The organism is Metabacillus indicus LMG 22858 (genome assembly GCF_000708755.2).
Classification (GTDB): Bacteria; Bacillota; Bacilli; order Bacillales; family Bacillaceae; genus Bacillus_P; species Bacillus_P indicus.
Map to the genome: position 1 here is coordinate 1730473 of NZ_JGVU02000002.1, position 22803 is coordinate 1753275.

17 protein-coding genes and 2 tRNA genes are annotated in these 22803 nt (G+C 45.4%); 2 read left to right on the forward strand and 17 right to left on the reverse strand.

Going from position 1 to position 22803, the window contains the following annotated elements:
• Positions 1-59: 59 nt before the first annotated feature.
• The 10 genes from AZ46_RS12150 to AZ46_RS12195 form a co-directional block, all read right to left on the reverse strand.
• Positions 60-944, reverse strand: a complete 885-nt coding sequence (locus tag AZ46_RS12150; RefSeq protein ID WP_029278774.1) for a metal ABC transporter permease — start codon at positions 942-944, stop codon at positions 60-62.
• Positions 941-2257, reverse strand: a complete 1317-nt coding sequence (locus tag AZ46_RS12155) for a metal ABC transporter permease (RefSeq protein WP_029278772.1) — start codon at positions 2255-2257, stop codon at positions 941-943. Before AZ46_RS12155 ends, AZ46_RS12150 begins: the two co-directional genes overlap by 4 nt.
• Before the next feature lie 6 nt (positions 2258-2263).
• Positions 2264-3022 (reverse strand): metal ABC transporter ATP-binding protein, encoded by a 759-nt coding sequence (locus tag AZ46_RS12160; RefSeq protein ID WP_029278770.1) that lies wholly within the window; start codon positions 3020-3022, stop codon positions 2264-2266.
• Between the two features lie 14 nt (positions 3023-3036).
• Positions 3037-3963: a metal ABC transporter solute-binding protein, Zn/Mn family gene (locus tag AZ46_RS12165; protein WP_029278768.1), complete on the reverse strand. Its 927-nt coding sequence runs from the start codon at positions 3961-3963 to the stop codon at positions 3037-3039.
• Positions 3964-4352: 389 nt separating this feature from the next.
• Positions 4353-5462, reverse strand: a complete 1110-nt coding sequence (menC, locus tag AZ46_RS12170) for an o-succinylbenzoate synthase (RefSeq protein ID WP_029278766.1) — start codon at positions 5460-5462, stop codon at positions 4353-4355.
• Positions 5455-6897: an o-succinylbenzoate--CoA ligase gene (locus AZ46_RS12175; protein ID WP_029278764.1), complete on the reverse strand. Its 1443-nt coding sequence runs from the start codon at positions 6895-6897 to the stop codon at positions 5455-5457. The genes menC and AZ46_RS12175 overlap by 8 nt, the downstream gene beginning before the upstream one ends.
• Before the next feature lie 88 nt (positions 6898-6985).
• Positions 6986-7804: a 1,4-dihydroxy-2-naphthoyl-CoA synthase gene (menB, locus tag AZ46_RS12180; protein ID WP_029278762.1), complete on the reverse strand. Its 819-nt coding sequence runs from the start codon at positions 7802-7804 to the stop codon at positions 6986-6988.
• Positions 7805-7830: 26 nt separating this feature from the next.
• Positions 7831-8634: a 2-succinyl-6-hydroxy-2,4-cyclohexadiene-1-carboxylate synthase gene (gene menH / locus AZ46_RS12185; protein WP_029278760.1), complete on the reverse strand. Its 804-nt coding sequence runs from the start codon at positions 8632-8634 to the stop codon at positions 7831-7833.
• Positions 8631-10382, reverse strand: a complete 1752-nt coding sequence (menD, locus tag AZ46_RS12190; RefSeq protein ID WP_029278758.1) for a 2-succinyl-5-enolpyruvyl-6-hydroxy-3-cyclohexene-1-carboxylic-acid synthase — start codon at positions 10380-10382, stop codon at positions 8631-8633. The genes menH and menD overlap by 4 nt, the downstream gene beginning before the upstream one ends.
• Positions 10369-11790 carry an isochorismate synthase gene (locus AZ46_RS12195; protein ID WP_029278756.1) on the reverse strand — a complete coding sequence of 474 codons (1422 nt, stop codon included), beginning with the start codon at positions 11788-11790 and terminating at the stop codon, positions 10369-10371. The genes menD and AZ46_RS12195 overlap by 14 nt, the downstream gene beginning before the upstream one ends.
• Positions 11791-12088: 298 nt before the next feature.
• Between AZ46_RS12195 and AZ46_RS12200 the strand changes: the two genes are divergently transcribed.
• Positions 12089-13024 carry a 1,4-dihydroxy-2-naphthoate polyprenyltransferase gene (locus AZ46_RS12200; protein ID WP_029278755.1) on the forward strand — a complete coding sequence of 312 codons (936 nt, stop codon included), beginning with the start codon at positions 12089-12091 and terminating at the stop codon, positions 13022-13024.
• Positions 13025-13175: 151 nt separating this feature from the next.
• Complete coding sequence (locus AZ46_RS12205) at positions 13176-13919, forward strand: TraR/DksA C4-type zinc finger protein (protein WP_029278754.1); 744 nt, start codon at positions 13176-13178, stop codon at positions 13917-13919.
• 69 nt (positions 13920-13988) lie between these two features.
• Here the strand turns inward: AZ46_RS12205 and AZ46_RS12210 are convergent, their stop codons facing one another.
• From AZ46_RS12210 to AZ46_RS12240, 7 genes are all read right to left on the reverse strand, one after another.
• Positions 13989-16394: a glycogen/starch/alpha-glucan phosphorylase gene (locus tag AZ46_RS12210; protein WP_029278752.1), complete on the reverse strand. Its 2406-nt coding sequence runs from the start codon at positions 16392-16394 to the stop codon at positions 13989-13991.
• A complete protein-coding gene (gene glgA / locus AZ46_RS12215; protein WP_029278750.1) occupies positions 16384-17835 on the reverse strand; it encodes a glycogen synthase GlgA in 1452 nt (483 codons plus the stop codon). Before glgA ends, AZ46_RS12210 begins: the two co-directional genes overlap by 11 nt.
• Positions 17832-18860 (reverse strand): GlgC family sugar phosphate nucleotidyltransferase, encoded by a 1029-nt coding sequence (locus AZ46_RS12220; protein ID WP_029278748.1) that lies wholly within the window; start codon positions 18858-18860, stop codon positions 17832-17834. The genes glgA and AZ46_RS12220 overlap by 4 nt, the downstream gene beginning before the upstream one ends.
• An 82-nt stretch (positions 18861-18942) precedes the next feature.
• Positions 18943-20088, reverse strand: coding sequence for a glucose-1-phosphate adenylyltransferase (locus tag AZ46_RS12225; protein WP_087946352.1), 1146 nt, complete (start codon positions 20086-20088; stop codon positions 18943-18945).
• The gene (gene glgB / locus AZ46_RS12230; RefSeq protein ID WP_029278745.1) at positions 20042-21973 is read right to left on the reverse strand and encodes a 1,4-alpha-glucan branching enzyme; all 1932 of its coding nucleotides are present in this window, start codon (positions 21971-21973) and stop codon (positions 20042-20044) included. Before glgB ends, AZ46_RS12225 begins: the two co-directional genes overlap by 47 nt.
• 653 nt (positions 21974-22626) lie before the next feature.
• A tRNA-Glu gene (locus tag AZ46_RS12235) sits at positions 22627-22698 on the reverse strand.
• A gap of 13 nt (positions 22699-22711) precedes the next feature.
• Positions 22712-22802 (reverse strand) — tRNA-Ser (locus AZ46_RS12240).
• Position 22803: the final 1 nt, after the last annotated feature.

Here is a 22803-nt window from a genome sequence, read left to right on the forward strand (position 1 = left end):
TAGTAAAAAGGACAGCTTGCGGCTGTCCTTTTCTTTATTATTGATAATGAGAATCATTTTTATTCACTAGTGGAAGCAAAATTTCTTTTTGCAAGCCATTTTGAAAGCATACCGTGTGTTGGCGATAACAGAAAGGCCAAAAAGAAGAGTGCACCTGCTGCTGTAGCCATCGCACCGGCTATGGAAACATTCAGCCATGTTGCCGACCAATAGCCGAGGACTGCGGACAAAACACCAATACCAGAGCTGATCACGAGCATATGCGACAGTTTATCTGTCAGCAGATAGGCGGCTGAAGCAGGAACAATCAGCATCGCAACCACTAATATCGCTCCGACACTGTCAAAGGAAGCAACCGTTGTAATCGAAAGCATCCCCATTTGCAGATAATGCATAACAAGGACAGGGATGCCGATGGCGGCTGCCATTTGAGGATCAAAAGATGTTATTTTGAACTCCTTATAAAACAGCGCAATAAGTACGAGATTAATCACAAGGACCGAACCAAGCATCCATACCGCTTTTGGCCCAACATCCATTCCTGCAAGTGTAAGGGTATTCCACGGAATAAAGGTGATCTCCCCCATTAATGCATGATCCACATCAAGATGAATATTCCCTCCAAATAGCGACAGCAGAATAACTCCGACTGCAAACAGGAATGTGAACACGACTCCAATTGCTGCATCGGACTGAACCCCTTTTGCATTCAGCACCTGAACTAAAAAAGCTGTCAGCAGGCCGACTACAGCTGCCCCTATAAACATCGAAACACCGTCAAGACTCTTGCTCACGAAATAGGCACCGACTATTCCGAGCAGAACAGAGTGGCTGATCGCATCAGCGAGCATCGCCATTCGCCTGAGAATCAGGAAACAGCCAATGATCGCACATGTAATGCCGACAAGGGATCCGGTCAAAAGAATCCATGCATCGTAGCTCATTGAACCTGCCACTCCTTTCTGTTTAAGCCATTTGCTGTTCCCGGCAGAAGTTTTGGCTCTCTGCTGTGATCTTTCAGAAGACTCATCAGCCTCTTCTTCATATCAAACGGCATTTTCTCCACATCAACATCATCCCTGCTTTTAAGCTGAAGCTGGGCAAGCTCCATTTCATGCATCAAATACATCTCATACAGCCTCTGATTCAAGGTCAGCTCGTAGGCATGCATTAAACCCGTTTCTGTCAATCTCCATTGATCGCTCCCGGCCTGCATAACGAGGTTCTTCTTTTCAAGTTCCTTGACCGATTTATTGATCAGACTTTGGGAAACCTTTCTCTTACTGAGAACATCTTGAAGGGAAAATGCCCCACTCACCCCGGCATTCTCCGTTATATCGTAAAAAGAGAGAAGAAGCTGTTCAACCGACGTTTTCCTTTTCAATTTCAACTGTTTCACCGCTTTTGACACAAGGCCTCTTTTCGGTGCAAATACAAGGGATATCAAAAACAGGGTCGTCGCTGCAACAATAATAAGCGGCCCTGTTGCCATTCCGTCAGTTGTCGTGCTGAGAAGAGTCCCTGCAACACCTGAGATCCCGCCTATAAGCCCTGCAATAAGCACCATATGTCCAAGCTTATCCGTCCAGTATCTAGCAGCAATCGCCGGAGTGATCAGCATGGCTGCCATTAAAATAACACCAACCGTCTGGAGGCCGATTACAACTGCACAGACAATCAGGACCATCAGCAGGCCATTCAGAAATGTTGTCGGCAGGCCAATTCCTTTTGCAAATTGAGGATCAAACGTCAGTAGTTTAAACTCTTTAAAGAAAATGGCGGTAAGAAGGAGCAGGGCAGCTGCAATCCATGTAATAATCTGAACATCCTGACCGACCATCGATGCCGCTTTTCCAAAAATAAAATCACTCAGTCCGCTCTGATTTCCGCCCCGGTTATGCTGAATATAAGTCAGCAGCACAATTCCAAACCCGAAGAAAACGGACAGAACAAGGCCAAGGGCTGAATCCTCTTTTATTCTGGAGTGCTTGATAATGATCCCGATAAGCCAAGCAGCAAGCATTCCCGAAACCGCAGCTCCCACAAGAAACCACAGCAATGATTTAGAACCGTAGAGAAGATAGGCCATACAAACTCCAGGCAGAGCGGCATGGGCCATCGCATCGCCGATCAGGCTCTGTTTTCTAAGAAGAGCGAAGCTGCCAAGGACTCCGCTTGCAAGACCTAGAAGCATTGTTCCGACAAGCACCCACTGCGTATTTTGATTTTGCAGCTGATAGATTAATTCCTCCATCATATTTCTTCACTCCTGTTTGGTTTCGTCTACTAGCACCTGCTGATCCTGCAAGAATGTGAGTCTGCCCCCGTAGGTTTTCTGAAGGTTCTCCATGTTAAAGACCTCACCCGTCGGACCAAAAGCGATTTTCCTAAGGTTCAAAAGCAATACCCAGTCAAAGTATTCTTCTACAGTCTGCAGATCATGGTGCACGACCAGCACCGTCTTTTTTCTTGCTTTCAGTTCGTTAAGCAGCGAGATAATTGCTTTTTCCGTTGCGGCATCCACACCGACAAATGGTTCATCCATAAAATATACGTCTGCATCCTGTGCAAGGGCTCTTGCAAGAAAAACACGCTGCTGCTGGCCGCCGGAAAGCTGGCTGATTTGCCTGTCGGCAAAATCCAGCATGCCCACTTTGTTCAGGCATTCTTTTGCAAAGGCAATATCCTTTTTGCCCGGCCTTTTCATCCAGCCCACATGTCCGTAGCGCCCCATCAGCACAACATCAAGGGCATTTGTCGGAAAGTCCCAGTCAACTGAACCTCTTTGAGGGACATAGCCGACCCGCTTACGCTGCTTTTTATATGAATCCCCGTAAATTTCAACTTCTCCTGAGGCTGAAGGGATCAGCCCGAGTACCGCCTTAATCAGCGTTGATTTTCCTGCCCCGTTCGGTCCGATAATTCCAATTAATTTCCCCTCCGGAACCTCAAAACCAACCTCTTGAAGGACAGGTTTCCGGTGATAGGCAACCGTCAAATTGTTAACTGCTACTGGTATCATGATCAGCACCTGCCTTATTTCAATGATGAAACGATTGTATCGATATTGTGTTTGAACATTCCAAGATACGTTCCTTCTTCAGACCCTTCTTCGCCCATGGCATCTGAATAAAGCTGTCCGCCGATCTTCACGTCATGACCGTTTTTCTTAGAACCTTCGACAACCGCTTTAATGGATTTTTCTGAGATGCTGCTCTCAACAAAAACAGCCTTAATCTCTTTCTCTGTCAGCACTTCCACCAAATTTTGAACATCCTTCAAACCATATTCAGAATCTGTGCTCAGTCCCTGAAGGCCCATTACTTCAAAGCCGTATGCCTTCCCAAAGTATGCGAATGCATCGTGGGCGGTAACTAGAACTCTGCTCTCTTCAGGAATGGATTGAACCTGCTCCTTTGCATATTGGTCCATTTCTGCAAGCTTTTCTTTATACGCAGCTGCATTGGCAGCAAACTCCTCTTTGTTTTCAGGAGAAAGCTTGCTCAGCTCCTCTTCCACTTTATCAACGGTGTACATCCATAATGAAATATCAAACCAGACATGGGGATCATGTGCTTTTTTATTGGCCGGATCACTTATCAATTTTGTTTTGGGTATCGCCTCTGCTACAGGTACAGTCGGCTTTTCATTTGACATCTTTTCAAAAATCTCGCCCATCTTGCCTTCCAGGTGGAGACCATTGTAAAGAATAATATCAGCCTTATTCAGCTTCTGAATGTCTCCCTGTGACGCCTGATACAAATGGGGATCAATTCCCGGTCCCATCAAAGAAGTGACTTCTACATGGCTTCCTCCGACATTCGCTGCAACATCCGCAATCTGAGCAATTGTCGTCGTTACCTGAACCTTGTCATTTTCCCCTCCGCCTGTGCTCTTGCTGCAGGCAGACATGATTGCCGTAAACATAAAAACTGCGATCAGCATACTGAATCGTTTTTTCATATAAATCCTCCTTTTCATCAATCAACAAATGTTTCCCATATGCAAATTTTAAGGTAAAAAAAGTCTTCCTTTCGCTGAAGCATCATATGAAAGAAAGATAGGTTGGGTGCCAATAAGTTAGCTTGTTTCATAATTTGTTGACAAGTATAAGTTTTTTGCCCTTATGCAAAATTTAAAGCATTTCCCTCTGTCTGTCAATCATAGATTCTCGACAAAAAAACCAGCTATCCGAAGACAGCTGGCTTAAAAAGGGCAGAGAGGGTATTTGTTAGAATGATGCCGAATCACTCTACACTCTCTTTTTATCATATAACGCAAAACTGAGCAAAGCGGGAAAATCACGTTTTTGATTTGAAAAACTTCATTTTCCCCTAGGGTAAAATACCTTTTTACAGGGTGAATTCCTCTTTGAAGGTGCGGTACTTTTCTAATTTCGTCCTGTCGATTTCAAACCCGATTCCCGCTGCTGCCGGAACATCAATCAATCCTTTGTCCACTTTCACTTCAGGTGTAATGATGTCCTCCTCCCAATACCGTGAAGATGCAGAGATATCACCTGGAATGGAAAAACCGGATAGAGAGGCGAGAGCAATGTTATGTGCCCGTGAAACGCCAGTCTCAAGCATGCCGCCTACCCAGACAGGTATGCCTTTTTCCGCACAGAGATCGTGAATCTTCTTTGACTCCGCAAGCCCTCCAACTCGGCCTGGTTTAATATTAATGATTCCGCAGCTTCCAAGCTGGATCGCATTTTTCGCATCATTGAAGGTGATGATGCTCTCATCCAGGCAGATGGGCGTTTTGATTTCAGCCTGCAGGACCGCATGCTCGATGATATCATCATGGCCAAGCGGCTGCTCAATCATCATCAGATTATAGGAATCAAGCTTTTTCAAATGCCCGAGATCACTGAGTGTATAAGCTGAATTGGCGTCTGCCATAAGAGGAATATCCGGAAAACGGGTTCTGATTTCTTCAAGCAGTTCAACATCCATCCCCGGTTCGATTTTTACTTTTATTCTTTTATATCCTTCATCGATATGCTGCTCTATCTTCTGAAGCATCATTGCTGCAGGCGCCATTCCCACAACAACTCCGGAATCAATCTGACTTCTGGTCCCGCCAAGTACGTCTGCAAGCGGCCTGCCAAGAAGCTTCGCATACAAATCCCATACAGCAGATTCAATTGATGCCTTTGCCATTTGGTTCCGCCTGATCCACTGAAGGGAATTTGCATAGGACTCCGGATGCTGGAACGTTTGACCGAGAAGATCCGGAATCAAGAAAGATGTCAGCATATGATGGCATGTCTTGATGGTTTCTTCGGTATACCAGGGGGATGAAAAGGCAACAACCTCCCCCCAGCCTGTGGATCCTGAGGAATCTTCCAGTTCAACCAGAATACTCTCCCGCCGGTGAACCGTTTCTCTGCTGTTTTTGAAGGGAGAGACGAGATTCATCTCCAGATGGTGAAGGGTCACTTTCCGGACGTCAATCATGCCTGCCTCCATCCGCAAGCATCCTCCGCATCAGCTTGCTCGAAGCGTTTCTCGGAAGGCTGTCTCTAAAATAAATACGGGAAGGAAGTTTATATTTTGCAAGTCTTTCTCTGCAATACGAGAGCAGTTCAGCTTCGCTCACATGCTCCTTTAAAACCACATATGCTACTGGCACCTGTCCCCACTTTGGATCATCTGCTCCCGCTGCTCCCGCTTCAAGTACAGACGGGTGCGACAGGAGCACCGCCTCTATTTCGGCAGGATACACATTTTCACCGCCTGAAACAATTAGATCTGAACGCCTGTCTAAAACAAATAAAAACCCATCTTCGTCAAGATAGCCGATATCCCCTGTAGGAAGAAAGCCGTCGTGAAACGTGCTTTCCCGCTTCCAGTAGCCCTTTGTGACATTTGGACCCTGGACGTAAATCTCTCCTTCAGCCATAGGAGGACACTCTGCTCCGCTGTTCATGATTTTAATCCGGCACGGAAACAAAGGCTTGCCGGCAGATCCAAGCTTTGAAAAGCTGTATTCCGGAGAAAGGGTGACAATTTGAGAGGAAGTCTCTGTCATTCCGTAAGTCTGATAGACCGGAATGGATTTTTCTTTACACTCTTTTAAAAGAGGCATGGGCGCCGGGCCTCCGCCAAGCAGCATGACCCGCAAACTGTCTGGAAACTTTGCATCACCAAGGTCTTCAAGCATCCGGGTCAGCATTGCCTGCACAACCGATGCAATGGTTACTCCTTCTTCCATGATCGCCTTATTTGCTTTTTCAGGCTGAAATGCTTCATGAAGCACAACGGTCATTCCATAAATAATTCCTCTCATTAAAATGGAAAGACCGCTGATATGAAAAAGAGGAACCGCACAAAGCCAGCGGTCATCATGATGAAGTCCAAGATTTAAAGAGGATCCGGAAGCGCTCCAGTAATGGTTCCCGAAGGTCTGCATCACGCCTTTCGGTTTCCCTGTCGTGCCGGATGTATACATAATGGTCGCCGTCTCATCCAGATGAAATGTTTTTTCAAACATTTCAGTTTCTGTAAGACTTTCAAGGTTCCTGCTGTCTATAGAAATCCAGCTTGGCTTCTCCCATTGATGTTCCAGGGCATGATGGTACAGGAGATACTCTGATTCTGAATCACGCAGCTGATAGTCAAGCTCTGCTGCTGTCAAGCGTGTATTCAGCAATATGGCCTGTGCCCCAATATAGGCAAGAGCATGAATGGTGACGGCCATATCAAGACTGTTCTTCATAAGAACCGCACACCGGCTCCCTTTTCCCATGCCTTCTCCTTGCATGGCGGCTGCTTTTCGGAGTGTCCGGATGTGCAGTTCATGAAAGGTTACCGTTTCTTCCTCAGCTGCAACCGCGATTCGTTCGGGCGTCAAAAAAGCCCTCTGCATCAGCCAGTTTGGCATCATTGTCATGTTTTCACCAACTTTCATATGCTAGTAGCTTCGGCAAATTTGCATAAAAGAAAACAGCTTGATGAACTCATCAAGCTGCTGCATGTCCTTAAGGAAATCTTGGGAACTGTTTGAAGTCAGGATTGCGCTTTTCTTTGAAAGCGTCTCTTCCTTCTTTTGCTTCATCTGTCGTGTAATAAAGAAGCGTTGCGTCACCTGCAAATTGCTGGATGCCGGCAAGTCCGTCTGTATCCGCATTAAATGCAGCTTTTAAGAAGCGGATGGCAGTCGGACTCTTCTCAAGAATCTCTTCACACCACTGAACGGTTTCTTCTTCAAGTTTTTCAAGAGGCACTACTGTGTTGACAAGACCCATGTCCAGAGCTTCCTGTGCATTGTACTGGCGGCAGAGGAACCAGATCTCTCTGGCTTTTTTATGTCCCACAATACGGGCAAGGTATCCTGAACCGTATCCTGCATCAAAGCTTCCAACCTTTGGTCCAGTCTGTCCGAATACAGCATTGTCAGCTGCAATTGTCAGATCACATACGATGTGAAGAACATGTCCGCCTCCGATTGCGTATCCTGCAACCATCGCGATAACCGGTTTCGGAATAACACGGATCAGGCGCTGAAGGTCAAGAACATTCAGCCTTGGAATCTGATCTTCTCCAACATATCCGCCATGTCCGCGGACTTTCTGGTCTCCTCCGGAACAGAATGCCTTTTCGCCTGTGCCTGTTAAAATGATGACTCCCACATTTGCATCGTCTCTTGCATAGGCAAAAGCGTCAATCAGCTCCATCACTGTCTTTGGACGGAATGCATTATGTACTTCCGGGCGGTTAATCGAGATTTTGGCAATCCCATTATACGTTTCATATAAAATATCTTCGTACTTGCGTTCAGCTACCCATTCTACTGTCATCGCGTACAGCCTCCTTTTGAATACGTTTACTTATTAACAAACTCATTTACTATTTTACCAAAGATTTGCGGTTGTTCCACATGAACTGCATGACCTGCATCTTTCATTTTAATATATGTCGAAAGAGGGAGCAAACCTTTCATCTCTTCTGCAAGCCTGCAGAACTTCTCATCCCGCTCTCCGCAGATGAGAAGGACAGGGATATGAAGGGAAGAAAGACCGGTCCAGACAGGAGTCTGTGAGCCCGTCCCCATCCCGAGAAGACTGTTTGACAGGCCGGCTGCATTGTTTTTAAGCCGCTTGCTGCGCTCTCTGTTCTGAATGGCCTCAGGCAGTTCTTTTTGGGAGGCAAACAGCGGAATCTCCTCCCAATGCTGCACGAAATGCGGAATTCCTTTTTCTGAAATCATTTCGGCAAGTTCCTTGTCACTTTGCTGTCTCTTTTTTCTTTCCTCTCTCGAGAGGAGCCCGGGTGTGCAGCTTTCAAGAATCAGTTTGCTGACTGTTTCAGGATAGCGCACAGCATAGGACAAGGCTGCCCTGCCTCCCATTGAATAGCCTGCAATCACAGGTTTATCCAGCTCTAGCTCCTTGAAAAGTGCATGAAGATCAAGCACCGTCTCCTCCATCGAATACCGGCGGTAATCTGCCGGAGTATCGGTCCTGCCGTGACCAATCAGGTCAATTAATATCACCTGGCAGGATTGAAACATTTCAAGAAACGGATGCCATGTTTCTGCCGATCCTGTAAAACCATGCAGAAGCACAAGGGGCCGGCCCTCTCCATACGTTTCGACCGAGTAAGAAATCCCTCTTATCTTCACCATCATTTCCGCATCATCTCTCTTATTTCCTGGGAAACACGATTCATCAAGTTTCGATGAATCGTGACACGGGAATGGCGGTTCGTACGGACTTCGATGATATTCAGCCCCTTGCGGCGAGCGGCGTTTTCAACGTCATCTCTAAATGCCTCCCAGGTCTCAGGCTGGGTATATGCCGCATCATAGAGCGAAGCAGCATGCTGAAAATGCAGACCGGTCGGGGTCCCGAAAAGCGTTTCAAAATGCTTTTCTTCTTTTGACTGGGGCAGGAAGGAAAAAATGCCTCCGCCGTCGTTGTTCAATAGGATCACCGTCATGTCAAGCTTGTGCATTTTTGCAGCCAGCAGCCCATTCATGTCATGGTAAAAGGAAAGGTCTCCAATGACCAGGAAAAGCGGATCTTCTGCAGCCGCACTCATTCCAAGGGCTGTTGAGACGATTCCGTCTATCCCGTTTGCCCCCCGGTTGGCGTGTACAGAAATACGCTTATTTGAATTTAAAAAGTAGTTGTCAGCATCACGGATCGGCATGCTGTTTCCGACAAACATATGGCTTTTCTCGGGCATGGCCTTTTGCAGCTCGGAAAAGACTTTTCCTTCAAACATGGCATCCGGTCCGTCTTCCGGAGAGGAAAGGATCTTACGTGCTGCACTGTTTGTCTCCTGCCACGTCTTTAGCCATTGTTCATTTTCTGCAGGAGAAACCCTGCCCGACAGACTTTCACAGAACCAGCTTTCATCGCATTCAATCATTTCAGAAGCCATGAGAGTAGGTTCCCGGAACCCCCCCTGTCCATCGACCACCAGCTGCAGAATCTCAGGAGATCGTTTCAGAAACAGGAACAGCGGCTTTGAAACCGGCATCGATCCAAAACGGATTATGACGTCCGGTTTCAGCTCATTTAGAAGTTCATCATCTTTCATAAAAGCATCGTATCCATCAATGACTGCAGATTTATCATGAGATCCTGTTCTTAAGTTAGAAAGGGGATCTGCAAGTATTGGATATTTTAAAGCTGCTGAAAGTTTAAGGACAGCGTCAGTAAAGAGCGGATCACGTATTTCCCCGCACACAATCAGTCCTTTTTCTTTTCCGGAAAGCAACTCGGCAATCCTCTCTATTTCAGGGTCATGAAGAACTGCCTGTCCCGGTTTAATGGTGACATGCTGTGTTCTGCCGCTGCCATTCTTCCAAATGTCCTCTAAGTCAAAATCAGGAATCAGCGGTTCTCTAAATGGAAGGTTCAGGTGCACAGGACCAGCTGGAGATGACAATGCTTTGCCTGCTGCCCTGGCAGCCATCATTCTGCTGTAGGCAAGCATTCCTTCCGTTTGTTCAGGAATTGCCATGTCTGCAAACCACTTCGCATACCGTCCGAAAAAATGAATCTGATCAATCGCCTGGGGAGCTCCAACATCCCGCAGTTCGTGAGGACGGTCAGCCGTCAAAATAAGCAGAGGCACTCTTGAATAGAATGCCTCCACGACAGCAGGGTAATAATTTGCAGCTGCAGTACCGGATGTGCACAGCAGCGCTACCGGTTTATTCAGCATTTTGGAAAGCCCCAGTGCAAAAAAGCCTGCGGACCTTTCATCGATCATAAGATGAATGTTGATATCAGGGTGTTCTGCCATCAGCATCGCCATCGGTGTTGACCTTGATCCTGGACTGATGACGGCTTCTGTAACATCCGCTTTTGCCAGCTCATCCGCAAAATTTGCTGCATAAAGGGTAAGTGATTTAGATTTGCTCATGCTGCATACCTCCCAGAGCAGAAAGCATCGGCTTCAGTTTAATGAGTGTTTCCTGATATTCCGACTGCGGATCCGATTCTGCTACAATTCCGCATCCTGCAAAAAGGGATGCCTGTTCCCCGTCTATCAGCCCTGACCGGATGGCCACTGCAAATTCCCCGTTGTTGTCTGAATCCAGCCATCCAACCGGACCTGCATACCATCCTCTGTCCATCGGCTCAATGTCTCTGATCATCTCAAGTGCACCTGCTTTTGGATACCCTCCGAGTGCAGGCGTTGGATGCAGCTTTTCAACTAAGCTGAGCAGCGACCTGCCGCCGTGCATTGTGCCTTCTATCGGCGTATACAGATGCTGGATATTTTTTGTTTTTAAAAGCTGCGGACCGTCCGGCACCCTGATTTCACTGCAGCACTCCTCAAAAGAATCCTTGATCATTTTGACGACAATGTCATGCTCAATCAGGTTTTTTTCATCATTTAAGAGGGCAGTGCCAAGTTCTGTATCCTCGTGCTTTGTATCCCCTCTTTTGATCGACCCTGCAAGACATGTTGAAAGCAGTCTGCTGCCTTCTTTTTTAATAAGCCGCTCAGGTGTAGCCCCGATGAAAGACTTGCTGCCGATTTCAATCGAGAAAATAAAGCTTCCAGGCTGTTCTATCTGAAGCTTATTTAAAGCTGCATAGACATTTATATCACGCTCATAAGAAACACTGACCTCCCGTGCAAGCACCACTTTATCAAGCTTGCCTCCTTTAATGGAAGCTGTAGCTTTTTCGACAGCGGACATCCATTCTTGTGTATCTTCTTCTTCGAGCGAATAATTGCCGGCGGGTTCCATGCTCACCGGCTGCTGTGCTGCCAGTACTTTATTTGCAAGATCCGTAAAGTGCAGCGCGCAGTCCTCAAGCTCGTCATCCGGCCTGATTATCCGGTTGATGGTTAAATAGGATGCATTTTCCTTCACCGTAAGCATCACAGAAGGCAGAAAAAACTTAGATTCCGGAAAGTGGCTCCACTGCTCATTGCTCCGATTATGCGGATCAAACGAAAAGCCGCCAAAAAGCAGGGCGCCTGTACCTATGTGAAAACTTTCACTATCTTCATGGTGAACAATCTTTTTGAAGCGCTTCCATTCCGTTTCAATGCGCCCAAAACGGTCGCTTACAGCATCATTTTCCACTGTGCATTCGCTGCCCAGACCACAGATCGTAAACCGTGCACCCGGAGTGGCCCAGTAAAACCGGCTTCCTGAAAAATGCTGTTCGCCAGCCGCATAAAATTGGAGGGGATTCTTGATCTCATGCAATGTTTTAACCTGACTCAGGATCACCGGCTCTTCTAACTGTCCCGCTTCATCCAAAGCACCCTTCAATTTCTCTGTAAATGTATGTTCTAACGCCGTAATCATTGGAAATCCCTCCAAAACCGAAAAATCGCTTATATTAAGATACACCCCAGAGGAAAGAGGTGTCAATAGTACTTTCCCAAAGAAATGGTATAATAGAATGAACGACTATTATCCTTATTATATTACTACCCGCATCACTTTAAAATGAAAAGCTCTCAAGGAAGAATTTTCAGGTGCTGGAATAGACCCCGATGTTCAAACATCTGTAAAAGGATTGACACAATATTGTAAATTTCCTACACTTAATTTTGGGAAGCTGTCAGCTTTAGTCAGCTTCAACTAGGGGAGGAAGAAAAAGATGCACACACAATCTCACACAACTCAGAACATGCCTTCCATCAAACCGGATAAAAGCTGGAAAGTATGGTGGATGCTGCTCAGGCCGCATACCCTTTCAGCAGCCTTTATACCCGTTACGATCGGCACAGTTCTTGCCTTAAATGAAGGCAGTATACATGCGGCCCTGTTTCTTGCCATGCTTCTTGCATCCATTCTGATTCAGGCTGCAACCAACATGTTTAATGAATACTTCGACTTTAAGCGCGGTCTCGACAATGAAAACTCTGTCGGAATCGGCGGAGCAATCGTCCGAAACGGCGTAAAGCCAAAAACAGTACTGAACCTTGCTTTCGGCTTCTTCGGAATCGCCATCTTGCTTGGCATCTACATTTGTATGGAGTCCACTTGGTGGATTGCTGTCATCGGCCTGATCTGCATGGCGACAGGATACTTCTATACAGGAGGCCCTGTTCCGATTGCATACACTCCTTTTGGAGAGCTTGTAGCGGGATTCTTTATGGGAATGGTCATCATTCTGCTCGCTTATTATATCCAGACAGGTACAATTTCTGCTATCAGTGTAATCATTTCCATACCAATTGCCTTTTTAGTCGGAAACATCATGCTGTCCAACAACATCCGTGACCTTGACGGCGACAAAGAAAATGGACGGAAGACACTGGCCATTCTAATTGGCCGCAAAAAAGCCATCATCTTCCTTGCCGCCACGTTTGCCGCTTCTTACGCTGTCATTCTTGCCATGATTGCATTTGGCTATCTGTCAGCATGGGCATTGCTTGTTTTGATCAGCACGCCTAAAGCATACAGTGCGGTCAAGAAGTTTATCGGAAAATCACTTCCGCTTGAAATGATGCCTGCTATGAAAGCTACGGCTCAAACAAACATCCAGTTCGGCTTTTTGCTTGCGATCGGATTATTTATCAGCACGATCTAAAAGGTCCTCTTACGGGGCCTTTTTATTTTGGCTTTTTTCACATGCAGAACCAGGAAACTTTCATTTTCAAACATGAAAACACGCCTTTTGACCATACTAAGAAAAGCGATTAACTTAAAAGCTGCTAGACGTGGAAAGGAATGTGATGGATATGCTGAGCAGTGAACAAATGGCTTCCTATCGCTCTGTTCTTGAAGAGATAAAAGCGGAGCTGGAACGGCATCTTAAAGAAAACAGCCACTATGGCCTTGAACAGAGCTTCGGGCATGATTCAACAGGAGAGCTTTCAAGCTATGATAATCATCCGGGAGATGAAGGCACGGAACTTTATGAACGCGAGAAGGATATTGCCCTTAACGAGCATGCAGAAGAGGAATTAAGTGATGTGAACCGGGCTCTTTCAGCCATCAAGAATGGCACTTACGGCAAATGCGAGGTTTGCGGCCGGGACATTCCCGAAGAACGGCTTGAAGTGCTCCCGACAGCCGTCACCTGCAAGGAGCACTCGCCTGAACAGGCTGTTTCCTATGAGCGCCCAATTGAAGAAGATGTCCTGGAGCCTGCCTTTGGTAAGTTTGAGTACGATGAGAGCGATTCTGAAGCTTATGATGCAGAAGATACGTATCAGGACGTCGAGCGGTACGGAAACTCCGAAACACCTTCAGACCTTGAATATCCCGTCGACTCATATAATGACGTTTACATGGAAAATGATGATCCGACAGGCTATGTCGAAGATTACGAAAACTTCGCTGCCACAGATATTGAAGGAAAGAATGTAACCGTATATCCGTCCATTCAGCACAGGCAATATGAACACACACTTGATGAAGAAGGTCTGATGACGCCGTTCGGTGATTTGCCTGCATACGAAAAAGATCCTTATACAGAGTAAAACAGAGCGTTTTGTGCGCTTGTTTTTACCGCCGCAGAAAAAAACCCGCTAATAGCGGGTTTTTCAATTTCAATGTAAGACAGGAATCGGCTGGATGTCCCAAATGCCGTCTGCATATTCATGAATGGTGCGGTCACTGGAAAAATAACCGGAATGCGCAATGTTCAACAGGGCTTTTTCAAGCCACTTATCCTGATTTAGATAGGCTTTTTCAAGCTGATCCTGTGCATCCACATATGATGCGAAATCCCGAAGAACGAAATACTGATCGTTTTCATACAGCAAGGAGTCTTTTATCGCCTCAAATTCATCTTCCGTATCAGGGAAAAATCCATTTGTGAGCTGGTCTACCACCTGCCTGATCCTCAGATCATGGTGATAATATTCGCTTGAGCGATATCCGCCATTTTCATAATAGTTCAAGACTTCCTCAGCCTTTAATCCGAATGTGAAAATGTTTTCCTTCCCGACTTCTTCAAGAATCTCAATGTTTGCACCGTCCAGAGTTCCTATAGTCAGGGCGCCGTTCATCATGAACTTCATATTCCCTGTGCCCGATGCTTCCTTACTGGCTGTTGAGATTTGCTCACTGACGTCTGCAGCAGGGAAAATATGCTCCGCCAATGACACTCTGTAGTTTTCCATAAAAATGACTTTCATCATTTTTGAAACTTTCGGGTCATTGTTTACTTTGTCGGCAAGTGCATTAATCAGCTTAATGATTTTCTTGGCGTAATAATAGCCTGGTGATGCCTTTGCCCCAAAGATAAAGGTTCTCGGATGAATCGAGAAATTAGAATCCTCTTTCAGCCTGTTGTACAGGTACATAATGTGCAGCACGTTCAGCAGCTGACGTTTATAGGCATGAAGGCGCTTAACCTGAACGTCAAAAATGGAATTTTCATCTACCTTGATGCCAGTATTTTTTTCAATAATGTCCGCTAAAATTTTCTTTCGCTTTCGTTTTACAGCTGCAAACTGTTCTTTCAGCAGCGGATCGTAAATGTGCCGCTTCAGTTCAATCATCAGATGGGGCTTTTTAATCCAGTCTGTCCCGATCGTATCCGTTATCAGACTTGTCAGCTCCGGATTGGCCTTCAGCAGCCATCTGCGATGAGTGATGCCGTTCGTTTTATTGTTGAATTTTTGAGGATAGATTTGATGAAACAGCTTCATTTCCCTGTTTTTCAGGATATCAGAGTGGATTTTGGCTACTCCGTTGACGCTGTGGCTGCCAGCTATGGCTAAGTGAGCCATCTTGACGACACCGTGCGCAATAATCGCCATATTTTCAATCCGCTTCCAGTCTCCCGGGAAACGATTCCACAATTCTCTGCAAAATCTTTCATTTATTTCTTCAACAATCATATAAATTCGCGGCAGCAGCGGTTTAAAGATATGCAACGGCCATTTTTCAAGTGCTTCAGACAGTGTCGTATGATTTGTATAGGAGATTGTGCCAACGGTGATGTTCCAGGCTTCTTCCCATTCCATGTGCTCTTCATCAAGAAGGATGCGCATCAGTTCAGGAATGGCCAGAACCGGATGTGTATCATTGACATGAATGGCTACATGCTTGTGAAATTCATGCAGTGTGTCATTCTTTTTCAGGTAGGATCTTATGATGGACTGCAGGCTTGCAGAGACCAGAAAATACTGCTGTTTCAGACGAAGAATTTTCCCTTCATCATGTGTATCGTCCGGATACAGAAATTCAGAAACAGCTTCTGTCTCGCGTTTATACGCAAGCACGTCGCGGTTTGGCGGATTTGGAGACGGTTCAGCGTTCCACAGTCTCAGAGTATTGACCGTGCTTGTTTCATAGCCGATGACGGGCATATCATAAGGCACAGCCATTATGTTTTCTGCATGAACGTGACGGAATTCAAGCTTTCCATCCTCCATGACATGTTCGATTTTTCCCCAGAAAGGAATTTCAATGGCCTGATCCGGCTTTCGCACTTCCCAGACGTTGCCGTGTCTAAGCCACTGCTCAGGCAGCTCCACCTGATAGCCATCGACGATTTTCTGGTCAAATAGGCCGTGTTTATAGCGTATTCCAAGGCCATGGCCCGGAAGGTTGAGAGATGCCAGCGAATCAAGGAAACAGGCAGCAAGGCGGCCTAAACCGCCATTGCCGAGGCCTGCATCTGCTTCGCTTTCCTCGATCTCCTCAAGATCAATGCCAAGCTCAGCAAACCCTTCAAGCACAACTTCCCGGATCCCCAGGTTTAACAGATTTTGTCCAAGCAGCCTGCCAAGCAGAAACTCGATTGACAGGTAATAGACCTGTTTGTTATTGCTTGCGCGGTTCCATTCATTTGTCTGGATCCAATGGCTGCTGATATGTTCTCTTACCATGTTTCCAAGCGTTTGGTACTGGTCGCGTTTTGTCGACTCAGCAAACGTTTTTCCGTACATCATTTCCAGACGCTTCAGAAAACTGTTCTTAAACTCGTTTTTGTCAGAGAACATGACTCCCACTCCTAGTCATTAAATCAGCGTAAAGCTGGTTGTATTTAAACGCAGACTGCGCCCAACTGTAATCTTCCTTCATAGCTGTTTTGACAAGGCTGTTCCAAATGGTTTTGTTTTTATAAACAGAAAATGCACGGTCGACTGTGTGCTTCATATCATGCGCATTGAAATTTGTGAAGGTGAACCCGTTCCCTTCACCTGTATCATCCCGGTAGGATGTGACAGTGTCATTCAGTCCGCCTGTTTCCCTTACAATCGGAATGGATCCATAGCGGAGGGCAATCAGCTGTCCAAGTCCGCACGGTTCAAACTGCGACGGCATCAGAAAGAAGTCCGACCCTGCATAAATGCGGTGTGCAAGAGGCTCATCAAAGCCGATATATGCTTTGCATTTATCCGGAAAGAGCCATTCCATGTGACGGAAGAAATCCTCGAATTTCTTTTCTCCGGTTCCAAGGATAATCATCTGCATATCAGACTGCAGCATCTCATGCAGCACGCGTTCAACGAGATCAAGTCCTTTTTGCTGAGTAAGCCGCGTAACCATTGTCATGAGTGGCGTATCCTCTTTTTCAGGCAGGCCAAACATCTTTTGAAGCTCTTTTTTGTTTTTCGCTTTATTCTGAGCTCTGTGCTCGTCATAAGGGAATGCTATGTACGGATCATCCCCGGGGTTGTAGATCGTGTCATCGATGCCGTTCAGAATCCCGACAAGAGACGCTTCCTTAACCCGCAGCAGACCGTCAAGACGCTCTCCGAAATATGGGGTCTGAATTTCATTTTTATATGTCGGGCTTACCGTCGTGATCAAATCAGATGCTACAAGAGCAGCTTTCATGAAGTTGACCATGCCGTGGAACTCAAGCTGATCATTGTTAAAATAACGGTCATCAAGGCCCAGCAGGTCGTACAGAATTTCTCTCGGGAAAATCCCCTGAAACTGCAGATTATGAATCGTGAAGACTGCTTTCATATTTTCATAAAAAGACTGCGAGGCATATTCCTCTTTCAGAAGGAATGGAACCATACCTGTATGCCAGTCATGACAGTGGATCACATCAGGCTGGAAGTCAACCGCCTTAATGGAATCAAGAACGGCTCTGCAGAAAAAAGAGAACCGTTCCCCGTCATCATAATGGCCATATAAAGAATCACGCTTAAAATAATATTCATGATCGATGAAATAATACGTGACACCCTCAAATTCAAGCTGCTCGATACCGCAATATTGCCGTCTCCATCCGACAGGAACGACAATCTCCTTCACTTTCTTCATTTTGGAGCGGAAGCGCTCTGGGATTTGCCCGTATTTAGGCAGGACTACTCTTATGTCAGTCCCGAGGCGCTTAAGCTCCTTCGGCAGTGCTCCCGCAACGTCGGCCAGGCCTCCGGACTTTACGAAGGGAACACATTCCGATACGACAAATAATACTTTCACGATTTCATCAGCGCTCCTTGTACCGTTCCTTTTCTGAGGACAACCGGAAGATCAGATGTTCCTTTCAGTTCAATGCCGCTTCCAACTTTGACATCTTTATCAAGCACGACATTTTCAAGAACACAGTCTTCACCGATCTGTGATTTCTGCATGATGATGCCGTTTTTCACAACGGTTCCTTTTCCAATATGAACGGCTCTGAAAATAATGCTGTTTTCAACATGCCCTTCTATGACGCTGCCGTTTGCAATCATGGAATTTTTCACAATAGCGTTCTGGCCATGGCGTGCAGGCGGCTCATCCTTTACCTTCGTCAAGATAGGACGATTTGTCAGGAACAGCTGCTGCCAGACTTCCGGCTTCAACATTTCAAGGCTGTGGCGGTAATAGCTTTCAGTCGAATCAATAATGGCGACATATCCGTCAAATTCATAATCACAGATCATGAGCTTGTGGGTATTATCCATGATTACCTGGGCTATCGTTTTATATCCTGTCTGGTTATTGTCATGAATCAGATTCAGCAATAGTTTTGTTGACATGACATACATCTGCAGGGACTCGCCGTCTTTGCGGATTTCTGTTATGTCGCAGCCCATTTTCACGTGCTTGGCAAGAACATCTTTAAAATCGATATTGCAGACGGTATAGCTGTTTGCAATAACCGCATATTCCTGCTTGCTTCTGAGGAAATAATCAATATGATCTGACAGCTGGCGGATCGATCCAAACTCGCTGTATTGATCATTTAAATGCGGTGACGGGAAAAAGAACAGTCCGTCACGCTTTCTGTTTAAGTCCCATTGCTTTCCTGAACCAAGATGGTCCATTAGAGAACGGTACTGGTATTTCGGGAAGATTGCTACACTGTCAATATCCGAGTTCACCATATTCGATAAGATAAAATCTATTAATCTGTAGCGTCCTGCAAACGGGACCGCTGCCATTGAACGATTTACCGTCAAGTCTTCGATGGCATTTGTATACGTTGTTGCATCAATAATTCCCAGCATCCTTTGATTCATAGCTGTTCCACCTCTCGCATTCGTTTTTTTTCATCGGAAATAAATAGGATTTCACTGCTGACACGCACATCGTACTTAGCGGTTACGCTCCTGCCGTTTGCTCGACTAATTCTTCCGTTACTAAAATGACTTCATCAATATCTTTATCCGAACGAATGACCATGCCATCCGGCACAACAAGCCCCGACGGAACAATCGCATTCTCAATATAAACATTATTGCCAATGACAGCATCAGGCATGACGACCGTATTTTTCAGGAAAGAGTGCTGTCCTACTGTTACACCCTGGAAAAGGACCGATTTATGAATGGTGCCGTATACGACACAGCCTTCATTTACTAATGATTCCGTCACTTCTGCGCCTTCTGACAGATACTGCGGCGGCTGATTCGGGTTTACAGAATAAATTCTCCAGTTATTGTCGAAAAGATCAAGCTCAGGATCGGCTTTTAAAAGGTCCATGTTTGCTTCCCACAGACTTTTCACTGTGCCGACATCCTTCCAGTAGCCTTTGAATGGATACGCAACAAGCTTTTTCTTTTCATCAAGAAGCAGCGGCAGAACATCTTTTCCAAAGTCGTGGCTTGAATATGGATTGCGCTCATCCATCTCCAAAAACTCCTTAAGAATGGACCATTTGAAGATATAGATTCCCATGGAAGCAAGATTATTTTTAGGATTTTGAGGTTTTTCATCAAACTCTATAACTTCAAGATTAGCGTCAGTATTTAAGATTCCGAACCGGCTCGCTTCATCCCATGGAACTTCTTTTACCGAAATAGAAACGTCGGCGTCCTTTTCGATATGATAGTCAAGCATGTCGGAATAATCCATTTTGTAAATATGATCGCCTGACAAAATGAGCACGTATTCAGGATCATACTGTCTTAAATAATTCAGATTCTGATAGATGGCACTTGCTGTTCCTTTGTACCATTTCACCTCTGAAGATTCAGCGTATGGAGGAAGAACCGTTACTCCCCCGTTTTTCCGGTCAAGATCCCATGCACTTCCAATTCCGATGTAGGAATTCAGGACAAGCGGCTGATACTGCGTCAGCACACCAACTGTATCAATGCCGGAGTTGCAGCAGTTGCTCAGTGTAAAATCAATGATTCTGTATTTTCCTCCAAAAGGAACAGCCGGTTTCGCCAGATTCTGTGTCAGTGAACTTAATCTGCTACCCTTTCCTCCTGCCAATAACATTGCGACGCACTTTTTTTTCACCATGGTTGATTGTCTCCTCTCGTTTTTTAACTGCGCGTAATATGGATATTCCATATGGCGGAATGGTCATTGATATATGGTAAGGCTGATTATGCATCTTGCCTTCCTGCGCTTTCAGTTCTTTCTTGTTGATCTGGCCCGACCCTCCAAATACTGCATCATCGCTGTTCAGCGTTTCAACATATCTGGTATCAATCGGCACTCCGACTTTATAGTCATGGTACGTTTCAGGAGTGAAGTTACAAACGACAACAAGCTGTTCGTTCGGCTTAATCCCTTTACGGATAAAAGAAAAAATACTCTGGTCTGAATTATTGACGTCAATCCATTCAAAGCCTTCCTGCGAATGGTCAAGCTCATAAAGCGGACGCTGGCGTTTATACAGGGCAAGCAGTTCTTTAACATAAACTCTTGATTTTTGATGCATGTCAAAGTCATCAAGCACCCAGTCAAGCTGCTCAAGGTCTTTCCACTCATCAAACTGGGCAAATTCTCCGCCCATAAACAGCAGCTTTTTGCCTGGATGTGCAAGCATATAACCAAGCAAAAGTCTGTACTGTGCAAATTTCTGCCAGTAGTCACCCGGCATTTTATTCAGCAGCGAACGTTTTCCATGGACCACTTCATCATGTGAAAGCGGAAGGATAAAATTCTCTGTGAAAGCGTAGATCAGGGAAAAAGAAACTTTGTGATGAAGATCTTTCCGCTGTTCTGGAGGGGCTTCCATGTATTTGAGGATATCGTTCATCCAGCCCATATTCCATTTATAATTAAATCCCAGTCCTCCATCAGAGACAGGAGATGTTACAAGAGGAAAATCCGTAGAATCTTCCGCAATCATCAGTACGGAAGGATCGTACTCAAACACTTTCTCATTCAGTTTTCTTAAAAACTGAACCGCGAACGCATTCTCGTGAGGTTCATCCGTATTCTGCCAGTAAATCATATTGGCAACAGCATCAACCCTGAAACCGTCGATATGGAACATTTCAAGCCAGAAGAGAGCATTTGAAATCAGGAAACTCTGCACTTCCGGTTTTCCAAGATCAAAGTTCGCCGTACCCCAGACGATGTTCTCCCTGTCTTCAAATTTCTCATATTCAAAAACCGGTTCCCCGTCAAAGAAATAAAGTCCGTGTGCATCTTTGCAGAAATGGCCTGGTACCCAGTCCATAATGACTCCCAGGTTATTCTGATGGCAAAGATCTATGAATGTCATCAAGTCGTGCGGGGTGCCGTAACGGCTTGTAGCCGAATAATAGCCCGTGCCCTGATATCCCCATGAACGGTCATATGGGTGCTCAATAATCGGCAAAAGCTCGATATGTGTAAACCCATGCTCAAGAACATACGGAATCAAGACATCCGCAAGCTCTAAATATGTATAAAGGCTGCCGTCCTCTTTCTTTTTCCAAGAGCAGATATTCAGTTCATAAATGTACATAGGGCGCTGATAAATTTCCTTTTGGCGTTTTTTTCTCTGCCAGTTTTTATCATTCCATTTATACCCTCCAAGATTGTAAACAACAGAAGCTGTATTTGGCTTCAGCTCAGAATAAAAGGCAAATGGATCAGCCTTCAGAATTTTTTCATGCTTTTGAGTGATAATCTCATATTTATAGAGATCACCCTCTTCGATGCCATCAATAAAAGCAGACCAGATTCCCTGTTCATTCAGCTTCTCAAGCTTGTGTCCAGTGCCGTCCCAGTGATTAAAATCACCTGCAACCCGCACCTCAAGCGCATGAGGAGCCCAAACTGTGAATACTGTTCCGCTCACACCGTTTCGCACGCTGCTGCGGGCACCAAACAATTCATGAGCTCTGAACAAATTTCCTTCATGGAAAAGATGCACCTCAAAATCAGTTGGCGTAGCAAGATTCATTCCCATCACCCTTTCTATAAAGTAATCTTAATTCTTATTTCAATCAGAAGGAAGGATTACCTTTTTTGTAAGCGCTTCTACTTATTGACACGAAATGTCATGAACAGCCATTCATTTTTCAAAACATTATACTTTTAAAATGATGTCGAATAAAGAAAGGAAGGAAGGATAGAATGTTGGTGAAATGAACATCAGTCTTATTTACTAAATAAGTCATATTCGATGAGAAAATCCGGTCATATTAACAAAAAAATACAATCTCAGCAAATGCAGTATGCTATATCACAAAAACAGTTAATTCGACAAATCCTCTTATATTTGTCGAAATTTTCACGACCTTTTAATCACGGTTTCTTTATTACCATTACTTATACCTCTAATGAAAAACATTCAAACCTTTTTGAGTAACAGAAATATATATTATTTGTTGAAAACATATTTTAAGGGAAAGAAGGATTTTTTGAAGTCATATTTTAACGGGGATACAGGGTTCATTCGTTCCTTGGAGATAGTCTGAGCTGCCTTATGGGAGTCGAGATCCCGTTGACGGAATCATTGTGGAGGATAGGTACGCTTTACGGCGTTTTTCATAACGGCTATCTTTTCTAACAACAAAAAAAGCGCTGCACAATGTGCAACACTTTTCTTAATGATGACCCGTACGGGATTCGAACCCGTGTTACCGCCGTGAAAGGGCGGTGTCTTAACCGCTTGACCAACGGGCCGGAGCATGCCTTCTGGCGGAGAAGGAGGGATTTGAACCCTCGCGCCGCTTACGCGACCTACACCCTTAGCAGGGGCGCCTCTTCAGCCACTTGAGTACTTCCCCA